The following is a 15514-nucleotide window of genomic DNA, read 5'->3' as shown; positions in this document are numbered from 1 at the left end:
TCAAGAAAAACCTTAAGATGTTATCCCTTTTATTTGTAATAGTGGATTGCGAGAATATGCCCTATAAATACCAAGCATATATATTGACAAATGCCTTTTTTTGGCATATATATAAATAAGTGCATACAATTATGATTAAACATATCGAACGTCCTGTTTACCTTATCGTATTTATCACCATAACATTTTGTATATTATGCCTTTCATGCACGGCTACCCCATCGGATATAACACCGACTGTTAAAGGAATGAAGTTTATCGGCATCAACCAACAAGGGTATAAAGAATACAATCACATTCAAACCGGCATGGCTTTTGTGCTTATACCTGGAGGAATATTCCAAATGGGAAACACCAATGGCGATGGAGACGAACGACCGGTTCACGAAGTTAAAATAGACAGTTTTTTAATCGGAAAGTATGAAGTGACCCAAGGCGTATGGAAAACGATTATGAAAAACAATCCGTCAGGGTTTAACAAAGGGAATGAGTATCCTGTAGAGATGGTTTCATGGGAAGACAGCATTATCTTTTGCAGAAAAACAGGGTTGAAGTTGCCGACAGAAGCAGAATGGGAATATGCCTGCCGGGCAGGAACAACTACCCTGTTTTACTGGGGAGACGATGAAGATGAAAAATTCCTTTGGTATAAAAAAAATTCAATGGAAACAACCCAGCCTGTAGGAAAGAAAAAACCAAACGGTTTCGGATTATATGATATGATCGGAAATGTCTGGGAATGGTGTTATGATTGGTACGGCGAAGATTATTACCAATATTTAACTAATTATTTTGATATGCCCGTGAAGAATCCGATTGGCCCGTTAACAGGTTCTTATCATGTGGTCAGAGGCGGCGGGTGGTTTAATGAAATCAAAAATTGCCGTTCAACCGACCGTGACAATCCGGGCCCGGATGGCTATTGCAACGGTAATGGGTTTCGCTGCTCAATAAATTTGGATTAAAACTATTTTTATAAAACTTTCGCCTGTTTAGATTGTATTATACAGGAGAACCTTGTATCAAACGAGAAAGGAAATGATATGAATCCTAAAAATATTGCCTGGCTAACGGTAATTTCATTCCTGGCGATAACGGTTTTATCTTTGAGTGATTTTAACCATGCTTACAGTTGTTGCCCATCCGGTGGAACTCCGCCACCGCCTGTATTGCCCCCTAAACCTAAAATCCAAGAAACACCAAAAGTCCCACCCCGGCCACCCACCAGCACCGGACTTGAACCATTAGTATTAAACCCACCTTCTCCTGTCCCGAATAATTTCGGCATGTGGGAAGTATGGTGGATAAAAAACCGCCTTAATTATCTGCCTTTCAAGACACCGCTTGTCTGGGATGAAGAAAAACCAATTGGCCAGGACGAAACCATTGCCGTCCAACAAAATAAGAACAAGCTCATAGACCGCATTGCTGCTGTTTTAAAGAATGATAAAGTCGCCTTAACCAGAGCCATGGCCGCCCTGGCGCTGGGTAAAACAAAGAACAGGAATGTTGTTAAGCACCTCAAGGAATCTTTAGAAAATGACAAGGAGTTTTTCGTTCAAAATGTGGTATGCCTTTCGCTCGGCCTGACAGGCGACCCTTCGGCTGTAGAAGACTTAAGAAAAATAATCTTCACCAAAAAACTCATAAGCGTAACGCGCGCTTACGCGGTTCTGGGACTCGGATATATTAAAGATAATAAATCAGTAGAAACACTTAAAGAACTTCTTGTTTTAAAGGATGGGGAAAAGATTGAAAAAGATATCGTTTGTTCCGCCCTGCTTTCTTTGGGGAATCTACAGGAAAAGGCGCAAATCCCGCTGATAGAAAAAATACTTAATAATTCTAAGCTTGAGGAAGATATACGGTCATATGCGGCTCTGGCGTTGGGAAGGATGGGTGACGCAGAAGCAATACCGCTTTTAAATACGGCGTTAAAAGACGCCCATAAAACACCCAAACTACGCGCCAGTATAACCATTGCATTTGGCTTAATCAAATCGCCCGAGGCAAAAAACACCCTGATAGAACTTTTGGCCAAAGATAAAATCCCTACTGTCCGGCAATTTGCGGTAATCTCTTTGGCACAGTTAGGGGATAAATCAGCATATAATATTATCCTTGATGTCGTCAAGGGGAAGGAAATCGTTTTAGGCTTAAAGGAATTCGCAATTATTGCCTTAGGCATTTTAGGGGAAGAAAAAGCTTGCGACACTTTAAGAGAGCTTTTAACCAAAAAAAACACGCCCGCAAGATCTGCAACGGTAATTGCACTCGGGCTTCTTAAGGATAAAAAATCCGTGCCGTTATTGCTTGAGATTTTGGAGAAGGAAGAATTTACCGACCCTGTAAGCTGGCTTTATGCCTGCCAAGCACTGGGAATGATTGGTGATGAATCAGCTATTAACGCTGTAGAGAAAATATACCAAAAAGCCCAAAAAGAACTTGCGGTTGCGGCAAATGTATATAACAATTTAACCGTTTCTTTGGCAATGTTGGGGAAAAGACAGGAAATATTGGAAACGCTTCACAACAGAATTAATAACAAAGAATTAATGCCTCAATTCGTTTTACATGCGCTTCATGGAATCGCCTATATCGGGGATAAATCATCGCTGGAAAAAGTAATGGACTTTTACGATGGGGAACAAAACCCTGACATGAGGCAGTATGCAATGTTCGCAATAGGATTCATACTCGATACTGAGAAAATAAACCCGTTGTATAAAATTACAGCTGACACCAACTATGACATAAGATTGGCTATTTTAGACCATGTTTTTACCAGTAAGCCGGATTAAGATTAAGAAACATATTATTTAATCCTATCCACAAATAAACTTACTGCGTAATAAACCACCAGGTATCGCTCAATTCATTGGAATTATCTCCTTCGCCGCCGAACATGATAATTTTACTGCCATCCCAGACCATTCCGGCGCGCTCACGCACAGCCGGTGAAGTCGCCGCACCGTTACTTATACGCTGTGTCCAGCTTCCTCCGGATGAACATATCCACAAATCATTTCGTAAACCTGGAAGACTTCCGCCAAACATAATTCCCTGGCTACCGCACCATGACATGGAATGGAATAATCTGGCATTGGGAGAATTCGCGGCGCCGTTCGGAATCAATTCAGACCAGCTGTTGCCAACCGTATCATAAAGCCATAAATCATTCCGGTAAGACGTCAGAGGACCCAGTCCGCCAAAGAGCAAAATACCCGAACCGTTTGAGACAAGCGTATGCCCTGTCCTGGCGGAAGGAGAGCCTGCCGCGCCTTGCGCCGAAAGCTGTGTCCAGGAATTCGTATTCGGATTATACGCCCAGACATCATTAAGGAATGTTTCCCAGATATCCTGCCCTCCGAAAAGAATCGCCCTGGTTCCATCCCAGGCCATACTGGCATTAAACCTGCCGATAGGAGAAGTGGCGACACCATCAGCAATCTGTTGTGTCCAGGTATTCGTATTCGGATTATACCACCAAAGGTCATTTGGGAAAGCGGCCCCGGTTGAGCCTCCAAACATGATTACTCTTGTCCCATCCCACACCATAGTAAAAGCCTGCCTTGCTGATGGTGAGCCAGCCGCCCCGTTTAGGCGCATCTGCGTCCAAGTATTGGCGGAAGGGCCGTACCACCAGAGGTCGTTTCGATTATTGGCACCGTCATACCCGCCGAACATTATCACCCTGATTCCGTCCCAAACCATTCCGTGAGAGCGCCTGCCTACAGGCAATCCGCCCGCTCCGGATGGGGTTTGTCTGGCCCAACCTCCAGTTGCTTGCGTTACTGTTCCGCCTCCATCGCCGCTTGAACCGCTTCCTCCTCCGCCACCTCCACGGCTACCGTCACCTGAACCACTGCTTCCGCTTACTGTGTCCACCCTTTCGCTAAGCTCCTGACCCCAGCAACCGCGCGCTTCGCCTCCGATTGAAAGAGAAGCAATCATGATTAAGCAACAAGCAATAACCAAAAATTTATTTATTTTACCCATAAAAATCGATGGTTACTGGGTAACAAACCACCAGGTATCTCCGATGGTAGTTCCATCATAACCGGCCGCATCAACACGCCAATAATATGTGGTTTGGGGATCTAATATATTTAACAATAATCCGGATAAATCAATCGTTAAAATACCGTCTGTTGCGCCATCATTGTCGTCGTAGGCCCATGTCAGAAAGTTACTTTCGGTCAAAGGATAATCAGTTCCGAAATATACCGTATATTCTATAGAAGGGTCAGCGGCAACTTCGCATATCAAAGCGCCGTTTGTCGCGGCAAGCTGACGGCTTATTCCCAAGGCACCGTTTAACGGTTGAGGATTCATCGGTTTATCCGGAAGCACCAGGACAACAGGATTACCTCCTCCGCTTGAACCGCTTCCTCCTCCGCCACCTCCACTGCTCCCGCCGCCTGCGCCACTGCTTCCGCTTACTGTGTCCACCCTTTCGCTAAGCTCCTGCCCCCAACAGCCTTTGCCTTCGGCGCAGATAGTAATAGTGCTTATTACCAGAATTAACCATATGATAATACATTTTTTCACTTTCATCATAAATTTCTCTTTTTCACCATAAAAATACCGGGCGAATATGCCCTAAAATATTTTCGGGATACAATTCGTCTTAAGGAACCCCTACACACGAAGCATTTTCAAATTCAAGATAACTACTATCTAATATTTTTACTCCCGCCCTCTGGCCACCGCCAATGTCATTTGACAGCTCATAGACAATATAATATGTCCTGGAAGCCATCGTTACTTTCCAGCGCTTCATGTTAAGCCAGCAGGCGCCATTGGTGAAATTTCCTTTGGCGATAAATGTATCACCTGCATCCCATAAACCGTTACCCGTATTTTCGCACCAGACTTGCACCTCTATTTTATTATCCGGGCAGGCAATGTTGCCGTATGTTTTCACCCCTTTATCAACGCGGAAACGTTTCCAGATAGCGGCTCCGCCTGCCGATTGCATATCAAATTTGACGTATGCAATTAATTGTCCCATTTTAACAGGATTGCCATTCAACAAATCCGCCCAGTTAGACGTGGTAACCGTTGTATTACCGCCTGTATAATGTATTCCCCAATCGGAGAGGGTCGGTGTTTGCCCATCACCTGAAGGAGAAAAATTACATCTCAATTTAATGCTTGTCATACCGTTAAAAGTAGAGGGGTAGGTATCCCACAAAGCAGTCCCTGATAAAACATTGGCAACCAAGAGTGAATTATCCGAGGCGTTTAATATATCCACGGTCAAATTAGTGCCAACCGGAGTGGTCTTAGCATAGGTCAAGACGCCCCAATAGAAAACGGTGCTCGTAATTGGGGGTGAAATATATGTGCCGGGAGCAACGCAATATGCCCCAACCGCATAATTTGGAGTCGGTGCGTTACCGTTCAAATAATTATATATGGCATAGGTCCTTCCGCCGCCGCCTGCGCCGCCTGCATAAGTAGATGAAGTTCCGCCTGCTCCACCATTCGCCCTGATTAAATTATTATTTTGTATGTCATACGCCATGATTATTATTGAGCCGCCGGCTCCGCCACCGCCACCACCACGAGCCGCACGGTCAACCTTTAACCCTGCGCTTCCTGGGACGCCGTCTGCCAGAATATTACCGCAAATAATCTGGTTAGCTCCGATAAAAACAATACCGCCGCCGGTTCCTCCATTACCACCGGGACCGCCATCAGAAGCCCAACTAAAAGCTCCTCCTCCTGCGCCGCCGCCTGCGCCTAAATACGCATGGCTATTTAATGTTTGAGAATCCCCATATGTTCCGCCTCCGCCTCCACCGCCTGCATAAGCATACGAAGCACCGCTACCTCCATTACCTCCAGTTCCACCAGTAACCCCTGAGGCCGAAGCTCCCATAGTAAACCCTGCGCCGTTTACGCCGATAGAACCATATCCACCACCACCGCCACCACCGCCATTGGGAAACCAACCCATATAATATGCTCCACCACCGCCACCCCCTGCAGACCCGGAAGTTCCTGACGCACCCGTAAAACTTGAAGCACCGCCGCCACCTCCTCCGCCTCCCGGATTCGCAGTAGCCACAGCGTTAGCGCCATGAACCCCACCTGAATTATACAATCCCCCAAAATGTGTTTCCCCGGCCGGGGCGTTTACATTATATGCCACCCCTGTGCCGCCCCTAAATCCTTTTCCTGACGCGTCAATATAACCGGTAGCATTGATACTGACTATGCCATTAGACCTAAATGCAACAACCCCTCCGGTTATTCCATTCCAGGAACTGCAGGTAAGCGAAATACCGCCATTAATAGTTACATCAGTATAATTCGGCACGCGCTGGACCATTATCTTCTGGGTAGTTCCGTCATAGGAATTAGTCAGATTAGAATTGACCGTAATAGAAGTGCCATCAGGAAGCGCGGTAATTCTTTTAAACTCATATAATCCCACACCGGCATAATTGCCCGATGTGCCTTTAAGATTAATTATCATGATTTCATCTCCGATGGCAAATCCGTTCGGTCTTGCAACTCCTGATGAAATCGTAGCCTGCCCTGAAGCAACATCATTTGAAATTTGCCAGTTAACGCCATCGGCGGCCGTCCGTTCAGAGGCAATAATATCTGTATTAATATTTTTGGAAGCGGCTATCGTTATTGCACCATCAGAACCATTGCCGATGGTGCTGATATCCATATCATTTTTCAACTTAACGTCAGCCGCTCCGGTAGATGTCACCGTATCGGAAAATGTTCCATCGGTAAAGGTCGTCTGTGACCAGGAATCCGCCGCCAGAGGCGGCGCAAATTTCAATGACCAAAACACAATTACCAAACAAATCCCCCCGATGAGAATCGGGACTCCCCCGCTCCATTTCATTACGGTCTTCGTCGTGAGCGCTCGGCCGAACAGGGCACCAGATAATAGGGACCTTCGGCCGTAGGGGGCGCTTCGCTTCACAATTATTAAATTCCAGTTTCTCATAAAGCTCCTTGATTTATGGCACACCGATAACCCGACGCTTCGGTCGGGATTCCGGCGATTATTTTTCATATTAAGGAACGCCTACGCATGTCGCATTCTCAAATTCAAGATAACTGCTATCTAATATTTTTACTCCAGCCCTTTGTCCCCCGCCGATATCGCTTGACAGCTTGTAAACAATATAGTAAGTCTTGGAAGTAGTCGTCACCAGCCATCGTTTCGTATTAATCCAGGCAACACCGCTTCCGAATGAATCCTTTGCAATAAACATATCGCCGATATCCCAAAAACCGTTACCGTTATTTTCACACCATATTTGAATTTCTATTTTGCTATCAGGGCAGGCAATATTGGTATATGTTTTTAACCCTTTATCTATCCTTATCTTTTTCCAGTAAGACGCTCCGGAAACGGTTTTCATATCGAATTTCACCATGGCAACCGATTGCCCCATCCGTATGGGAGCGCCGTTAATTAAATCCACCCAGTTGGTAGTGGTAACCACTGTCCCGGAGTAATAATCTATCCTCCAATCTGATAAGGTCGGCGTGCACTCTTGGTCAGATGTTGATAAATTCGCCCTGAGTTTTATACCGCTAATTCCGTTAAATGTCGCGGGATATGCCTCTTGTAAATTAGTGCCGGAAGGAACACTCGCCACCAACAACGAATTATCAGATGAATTTAATACATCTACGGTTAAAGCCGTATTGGCAGGAGAGACAATGGTATAATTCAAAAATCCCCAGTAAGAAACATCCGCGGCAGTAATCGCCGATGAAATATAGGTGCCTGTAGCGACATAAGAATTGTCAATAGCTATATAATATATGTTATAAGGAGCTCCTGCCCCTTGACGGCATGTTAATTCAATTTTGTCCGGCAGATGATGGTTATATCGCTGGTATTTTACATTTGGAAAGTAACAAGCACCGTCTGTAGCACTGTCTGTCAACTGAGTCCTTGCTCCCCAAACGCCTGTGGAATAATTCCTCACTTTATAATATATATTAGCTCCTATATTATAAAAAACATAGATATCACCCGCTGAATTCACCGTAGCCGAAGGATAGGCGCAAGAAGACGCCCCGGAATCTATGGTTGTCCAGGCAGCATCCCATGTATTGGTAGATACCGTATATTTTCGGGCTTTTAAAGGATATGGACTGGATGTAATATCATTCAGAAAAACCCAGATATTATCGTCTTTATCCACAATCATAGAAGGATAGAGCGCCTTAAAATTAGTTATTGCCACATGAGGAGTAACCCAAGCGCCGCCGGTCCGCCTGATAAAATAATAATATTGATCGCTAGACATACGGGAGATATGATACAAATTGGTGCCTATTGCTTGAGCCGCCTGGTAATAAGCATCATTACTACCCTGGTCATATATTGCCGTTACGGCGCTCCAGTTAGCGCCATCAAACGATTTCATCCCGTAACCTCTATAGTGGGCGCGGTCATAAATTATATAAAGCGTATTCGCGGAATCTACAACAGACTGGGGCATATATATTGCCTCGTCCGAAGAAGCATGCCCGGCATTTACTGTACGGGTCGCATCCCATGCGCCTGCGGCAGTTTTTCTCCTGTGATACATCCTGTTATCATCACTGGCATTATATGCAAAAACACAATGGATATTATTATTACCGTCCACAATAATATCAGAACATATAATATTAGTATTGGTATTCCAAACGGTGGTCGCCGCCGCCCAGGTCGTGCCTTCATTACTTGAGGAAGAATAATAAACATAACCGCCCGTTTCCCAGACAATATGAAGGACATTGTTAGAATCGCGTGTTAAATGCCTGGTTCCGCCGGAATTCAGCATAATGTCAGCGTCGCCTGTCCTTCCCGTATTAACTTTTCGAATACCGCTTGAGTATAGCGTAAGGTTATTATTATCATTAGCCGCCATGGTTGAGGTAAAAACGCCTTCTGTAAAGGTAGTCTCTGACCAGTTATCTGCAAAAGATAAAGAGTACACTATTAAAAGAATGGCAAGGTTGACACTAAAAATTTTAAAGGATTTAATCAATTTACGACGATCAATAAAACAAATGCTTTCCCCCATATATTTTCCTCCTTTTAAAAGTTCATCTTTTAGTTTTCTTCCAACCGACAAGATGCTCCCCATCAAAGAAGTAATGTTCGTTGGAATTATCCTGGATGGACAAATAAACCCATTCTTCCTTTTGTGTCAGGCGTAATTCTCTCCCAGCGTTCTTGTTACCGGGTTTTATTATTTTAACCATTGGCTTACCTCGAAGAGTGACAATATCCCCAGTTGTTAACGGGGGGCAAACGGGGTTCTTGGTTTCTACATTAAGAGTCCCTGCAACACTTTTACTCATAAATCTCCTTATTTACATAAATTTCCATTTACATAATATATAATCATTATAGCAAATTTCGTGCCAATATAAGCCAAAACCAAGCATTGAATACGATATTATAACGTGTTGAAAAACAAGGCGTTAGAATGCGAGGGGGTATAAAGGTAAATGCAACTTATATGCAGTCTGTAGTCAAAACGACTATAGTTGTTTCATTTTGGTAACATTTTAGATGAAATCATTTTTAATTGCTTCATCTTCCGGTAAAGATTAACCCTATCATATCCAAGAGCCCGCGCTGCCTGGCTGACACTGCCTCCAAAACTTTGTAAAGCCTCGGTAATGATATTCTTCTGGTATAATTCTGTCAACTCCTTGAGGGTTTTCGCATTAGATGACCCAATACCATTTTTGTAACGACGTATGGGTTCGGAAAGCATAGACTCATTGATTTCCCCATTCCCCGGATATAAAACATATATCCTCTTTATTTCATTTTCCAATTCACGAACATTACCTGGCCAGGGATAGGCAATCAAAAGTTGCATTGCCGAAGGGGAAATTACAGGCAGGTTACTGATTTTAGCAGAAGAATGTTTCGAGAGAAAGTGTTGGACCAGAATAGGAATATCCTCCTTGCGGTTGCGTAAATGCGGAAGATTAATAACTATAGTATTTATTCTATAAAACAAATCTTCCCGGAATAGTTTTTGCCGGACCATTTGTTCAATATTCTGATTGCTGGCAAAGATAAAACGTGTATTTATCTGAATCGGCTTCTGTGCTCCTAGCTGCCACAAAAGTTTTTCCTCCAAGATGCGCAATAGTTTCTGCTGCATGGATGGCGGCATATTAGCAATCTCATCCACAAAAAGCGTTCCGCCTGAGGCGAGTTCTATATATCCTTTGCTATCACCGGCAGCTCCGGTAAAAGCACCTTTAGTATAACCAAAAAGGTGGCTTTCTATCAAGGTTTCCGGTAAAGCCCCACTGTTAAAAGCCAGGCAATGCGCATTCGCGCGCAAGCTGTTCTGATGAATAATATTAGCCACAAGCTCTTTACCTGTCCCTGTTTCACCCTGTATCAAAACCGGTAAATCTGTCGGCGCAATCTTTTCTATTAAATTATAAACATCCTGCATAACCACCGAATTCCCTATAACAACCTTTCGATATGGCAATAAACCCTGGCGCTGTTTTAAGACATCAATCAGAACTTCCGGGGTTTTTGCCATAGAATAATTTTTATCATTTTTAATATCTAACTGGCGATACAGCCTATCAAATTCTCTTGTTTTTTCGTAAAGCCAAATCATATCAAGCTTGGCTAAAACCGGCTTGATTCTTTTTTCCACCAACATGGCTTTTTCAGGGATATTTTTAATAAAGTAAATCTTACTGAGCATAAGTGATGCTTCACAAACAAGATCATTTAATTTCAAACGTTTCGACTCATTAATAATCCTCTGCAGAATGCGGGATGCCGAATCGATATTATTTTCCATTACTTCAATTGCGGCGAGGTGGGTTTTAGCTTCAAGAGACCCGCGTGGAAAATTAAATTGGTCGCCGACTTTAACGCATTCATTAAACGCATCTTTGGCTTTATGATATTCTTTTACAGCCATTAAATACTCGCCTTTAAGGTGGTTATAATCCATTGGCGCGAATTTGTAGTCTAAAGATTGTAAAATTTCCGGAATTTTTGTATCCACTATTTCATTCGCTTTTTCAAGCTCTCCCTTATGCAAATAGCAATATCCCAACCCAAGAAGAACGGTAAAATATCTCACTCTGGTCATAGGGAAAACACCATCACCATATTTTTGATAATATTTTTCCGCCTTTTGGAATTGCTCAAAAGCCTCTTTGATGTTTCCGATAACCAGGAAATTATGGGCCATCCTAAGTAAAGGATAACAGATTTCAGCCGGTTTAAAACGATGCTTCAGTGCCGCTAAATGCGCCTTGTAAAACATATCCAGTGACTTGGAAAATTCAGACAGATTATAGTAAACAGACCCCAAAACATCATAAAACTCATATTCCTCAACAGGGGAAAAAGAAAGGCCGGATATTTTTTTTAGGGCAATCTCACCATATCGTTTTACTTTAAAATCATCTTTTTTACCCAAAGCTACTTTGATTTGGGTGAGATATTCAGATAACTTCTTGCGTTTCACAATACCCTCATTTGTAATTTAAAATGGGATTGTTGTCAAGATGAATGTTTCAACTGAAATATTTACTTGGATTAACGCACAGAGATTGCACCCTTCTAGACAAAATATCGAAGCTGCTTTACCCCACTTCCTATTTTATCGAAGGGAGTTTTATTTTGTGTTTCCTGGCGGTATTAATTGCAATTTCATATCCGGCATCAGCATGGCGGGCAACCCCGATTCCCGGGTCGTTGTTCAAAACCAATGATAGTTTCTTTTCAGCCAGCTTAGTCCCGTCTGCTACAATGACCATGCCGGCATGGATAGAATAACCGATGCCCACTCCCCCGCCGTGATGGACGGAAACCCAAGTCGCCCCGCCTGAGGCGTTAAGAAGCGCGTTTAATACCGGCCAATCGGCAATGGCATCGCTACCATCTTTCATGCTTTCGGTCTCGCGGTTAGGCGAAGCAACCGAACCGGTATCAAGATGGTCGCGTCCGATGGCTATCGGGGCGGATATTTTACCGCTGGCAACCAGCTTGTTAATAACGGCGCCGAATTTGGCCCGGTCACCCTGCCCAAGCCAGCATATGCGGGCAGGCAACCCCTGGAACTTGACTTTTTGCTGCGCCATATTTATCCAATGAACAAGGGCATGGTTATCCTTAAATTCTTTCTTGATCACTTCGTCCGTGGTATGAATATCTTTCGGGTCACCGGAAAGCGCCACCCACCTGAAAGGGCCTTTTCCCTGGCAGAATAAATCCCTGATATATGCCGGAACAAATCCGGGATAATCAAAGGCGTTTTCCACTCCGCCCATCTTTGCCTCCTGGCGCAGGTTATTGCCGTAATCAAATGTTACGCTTCCTTTTTTCTGCAATGCCAGCATCCCTTTGACATGCTCGACTATCGCCGCGACAGAACGCTTTACATATTCTTTTGGGTTTGATTTCCTTAATCGCTTTGCTTCTTCCAACGACATCTTATTCGGAACATACCCGTTAAGCGTATCATGCGCGCTGGTCTGGTCTGTCAGGATATCCGGAACGATATTGCGACGGGCGAGTTCTGGAATAATATCGGCGGCATTCCCGACCAATCCTATGGAAAGCGGCTTTTTGGCTTTTTGCGCTTCGGCAGCCATCTTCAAAGCGCTGTCAAGGTTTTCCAGCATGACATCGCAATACCCTGTTTTAATGCGGCGCTCAATCCTGCTTCGGTCAACTTCCACTCCGATAAAAACACCGTTATTCATGGTTACGGACAATGGCTGAGCGCCGCCCATTCCGCCTAATCCGGCTGAAACCACAAGCCTGCCGGTTAAATCACTCTTAAAATGCTTCTGTGCGGCCGCGGCAAAGGTTTCGTAAGTTCCCTGAAGGATTCCCTGTGTGCCAATATAAATCCAACTGCCGGCGGTCATCTGCCCATACATTATTAATCCCATCGCTTCGAGTTTACGGAAATAATCCCAATTCGCCCAGGCAGGCACAAGAAGGCTGTTGGCAATAATCACCCTGGGAGCGAATTCATGGGTCGGAAAAACCGCCACCGGCTTTCCGGATTGAATCAGCAGAGTCTCATCCATTTCCAGCTTCTTAAGGGTGCTGACAATATTGTGAAAAGCTTCCCAACTGCGGGCGGCGCGGCCCGAACCGCCGTAGACGACCAGGTTTTTCGGGTCTTCGGCAACATCGGGGTCGAGATTATTCATCAGCATGCGCATGGGCGCTTCGGTCTGCCATGATTTACAGGTGAGTTTTGTTCCGCGCGGGGCTTTGACCGGCTTATATTCATATGATGTCATATATTTTAATCTCCTTTTAACACGAAAGCGCTGAATGCTACGAAATCACGAAATGGTAATCTTTCGCGTTTCCGTGTTTTAGTCTCGTGATTTCGTGTTTGCAATTTCCTATACCATGAAGAAAAGGGAACTGTCAATATAATTAGAATGAAAAGGTAAAGCTTGCGGCTTAGCCTGTGGCTTAATTTTTGCTTGACAGGAATATGCCAATTTTTCTATAACCCTGTTTACACTGATGTAAGAAGTGCTATTGATAATCGAGATGAGTAAGGTGCCCCCGAAAACCCCGTGCCTGCGCTAACCCGCCTGCGGAACCCCGCCAGAACGACTCTGTCGGGCTGGGGGGCAGGCAATAAAAAAACCGGCTAAATACAGGTTGTTTGTTCCCGCCGTCGGCAGGGACATCTTAGGCGATGTTTCGGCCGCCCGCATGGGCGAGCCTCGGCCCCGACATAATGTCGGGGAGGGCATATCGAAAATCACCTCTCAAAATCATAACCCAAGGTCTTAAAACCAGGAATGTTTCTCTTTAACCGGGCAGTGTTCTGCTCAAACCGCGCAGTATTCTGCTCAAGACGCGCAGTGCTCTGCTCAAGGCGCGCAGTGTTCTGCTCAAAACGAGCCGTGTCCGGCTCAATAAGAAAGGAAGATGTATTATGAAAGACACAACAAGTCCGTTGGGCAAGGGGAAGGTAACCCACGATAACCTTTTTAACATCCAGGGTAATTTTGTCAATGTCGTGGTGGCTAATGCCGTGGCCTGGGGCATCCCACCTGCGGATGTGGCCGCGCTGGTCGCGGAACGCGCCATATACGAGCCGCTCTACCATAAATGCCAGAATATGAATTCCAGAACCAGGGCCGATGTTGCCGCGCACAAACTTGCCGCGGAGCAATATCTGAAAAAGTTACGCCTGTTTTGGAATAAATGGATTGAAGACGGCGATATGCCGGCCCAGGAAAAACTGCTTTTAGGCGGTGACCTGCTGGATACTGAGCCGACTCCAAGCTGTAAGATTGAGCTCACCCCCTATGTCAACCTCAAGCCCGCCGCCAGCGGCGTCATTGAAGTCCGGTCACAAACCGAAAAAGACGCCACCCGGGTGAGCATGCTCGCAATCGCCGACGGGATTGAATGCCGGTACACCATCGTGCCCAAAGGCGAGATGCCTCCGGGAGAGCCGGCTGATTGCAAAAACACCCTGAACTCCAAAAAGGCGAGCGTTATCATCTATTGCGGGCCGGGCAATACCGGGGAGACTTTCTGGGGATTCTTCAGATGGGTCAACCTGACCAACCCGGAAAATTCCGGTTCCTGGAGCAAAGGCTTGCAGATAGTGATTGAATAAACCTGCCCGACCATTCGGTCGTTCGGGCTGGGAGGTTACACAGAAGGTTACTTAATGAGGTTACATTAAAGTTACGGAAAGTTGCAATGGTTGCTCCGTAACTTCTTGTAACCTCGAGCAAACTATCGCCCCGCCCCGCTTCACCGTAAAATTTATTTTTATAAATAATATATTTTTTCTTGACTTTGTTTTTATATTTGTTTAAACTATATCGTTTTAATCATCTATTTATAAAAGGAGGAGTGTATGCCAGGAGTTAATGAGATAATCGAATCCACAAAAGGGTTAAAAGACGAGGAAAAAAGCCAGCTGTTATTGGAAGTAATAAGCAATTCCAGCGTATTATGGCTGAATAATTTTGTTAAGACATTCGAAGAGAAATTCGGCGTGACGGCCGCAATGCCCGCAATGGCAATGGGCGGCGCAGCCGCCGGAGCAGCCCCAGCCGCCGAAAAAGCCGAAGAAAAAACGACCTTCGACCTGATTCTCAAGGAAGCCGGCGCCAATAAAATCCAGGTCATCAAAGTAGTCCGGACCGTAACCAGCCTCGGATTAAAGGAATCAAAAGATTTAGTCGACGGCGCGCCGAAGCCGGTTAAAACAGGCATACCTAAAGAAGAAGCAGAAAAGATAAAGAAAGAATTCGAAGCGGCCGGTGCAAAAGTAGAAATTAAATAGCGCCTTTTTCGAATACTCACATCCAGCAGTCAGCAAAGGCGTTGTACTGCTTTCCGTGGAAACTTTTAAATTGGTTCAACAAACGGGTTTAGTTGTAACAAATTGAAGAAGTTATCGTGAACCGAAACAAAATTCTGATAGTTCAATTCGCGGTTTCTTTAACTAAAGCGAAAAAACCCTAACTA

11 protein-coding genes are annotated in these 15514 nt (G+C 44.7%); 4 read left to right on the top strand and 7 right to left on the bottom strand.

What is annotated here, in order from left to right:
* The first annotated feature begins 131 nt into the window (after window positions 1–131).
* A complete protein-coding gene (locus tag HY811_03785) occupies window positions 132–965 on the top strand; it encodes a formylglycine-generating enzyme family protein (GenBank protein ID MBI4833925.1) in 834 nt (277 codons plus the stop codon).
* Window positions 966–1043: 78 nt separating this feature from the next.
* A complete protein-coding gene (locus tag HY811_03780) occupies window positions 1044–2801 on the top strand; it encodes a HEAT repeat domain-containing protein (GenBank protein MBI4833924.1) in 1758 nt (585 codons plus the stop codon).
* A gap of 40 nt (window positions 2802–2841) precedes the next feature.
* Here HY811_03780 and HY811_03775 read toward each other — a convergent pair whose 3' ends face one another.
* The 7 genes from HY811_03775 to hutU form a co-directional block, all read right to left on the bottom strand.
* On the bottom strand, window positions 2842–3999 hold the full coding sequence (locus tag HY811_03775; protein MBI4833923.1) for a hypothetical protein: 1158 nt from the start codon (window positions 3997–3999) through the stop codon (window positions 2842–2844).
* 12 nt (window positions 4000–4011) lie between these two features.
* Window positions 4012–4560, bottom strand: a complete 549-nt coding sequence (locus HY811_03770) for a hypothetical protein (protein ID MBI4833922.1) — start codon at window positions 4558–4560, stop codon at window positions 4012–4014.
* A gap of 70 nt (window positions 4561–4630) precedes the next feature.
* On the bottom strand, window positions 4631–6874 hold the full coding sequence (locus tag HY811_03765) for a hypothetical protein (protein MBI4833921.1): 2244 nt from the start codon (window positions 6872–6874) through the stop codon (window positions 4631–4633).
* A gap of 175 nt (window positions 6875–7049) precedes the next feature.
* Window positions 7050–9065, bottom strand: coding sequence for a hypothetical protein (locus HY811_03760; GenBank protein ID MBI4833920.1), 2016 nt, complete (start codon window positions 9063–9065; stop codon window positions 7050–7052).
* A gap of 22 nt (window positions 9066–9087) precedes the next feature.
* A complete protein-coding gene (locus HY811_03755) occupies window positions 9088–9345 on the bottom strand; it encodes a hypothetical protein (protein ID MBI4833919.1) in 258 nt (85 codons plus the stop codon).
* A 194-nt stretch (window positions 9346–9539) separates the two neighbouring features.
* Window positions 9540–11510 (bottom strand): sigma 54-interacting transcriptional regulator, encoded by a 1971-nt coding sequence (locus HY811_03750; GenBank protein MBI4833918.1) that lies wholly within the window; start codon window positions 11508–11510, stop codon window positions 9540–9542.
* Between the two features lie 130 nt (window positions 11511–11640).
* Window positions 11641–13302, bottom strand: coding sequence for a urocanate hydratase (gene hutU, locus HY811_03745; protein MBI4833917.1), 1662 nt, complete (start codon window positions 13300–13302; stop codon window positions 11641–11643).
* Between the two features lie 656 nt (window positions 13303–13958).
* Between hutU and HY811_03740 the strand changes: the two genes are divergently transcribed.
* Together HY811_03740 and rplL are read left to right on the top strand one after the other, a co-directional pair.
* Entirely contained in the window at window positions 13959–14651 is a 693-nt protein-coding gene (locus HY811_03740) for a hypothetical protein (protein ID MBI4833916.1), read from the top strand.
* A 246-nt stretch (window positions 14652–14897) separates the two neighbouring features.
* A complete protein-coding gene (gene rplL / locus HY811_03735; protein ID MBI4833915.1) occupies window positions 14898–15329 on the top strand; it encodes a 50S ribosomal protein L7/L12 in 432 nt (143 codons plus the stop codon).
* Window positions 15330–15514: the final 185 nt, after the last annotated feature.

The sequence above is a fragment of the Planctomycetota bacterium genome (genome assembly GCA_016207825.1).
Lineage (GTDB): Bacteria > Planctomycetota > MHYJ01 > JACQXL01 > JACQZI01 > JACQZI01.
This window is presented reverse-complemented; position numbering and strand designations above follow the sequence as displayed.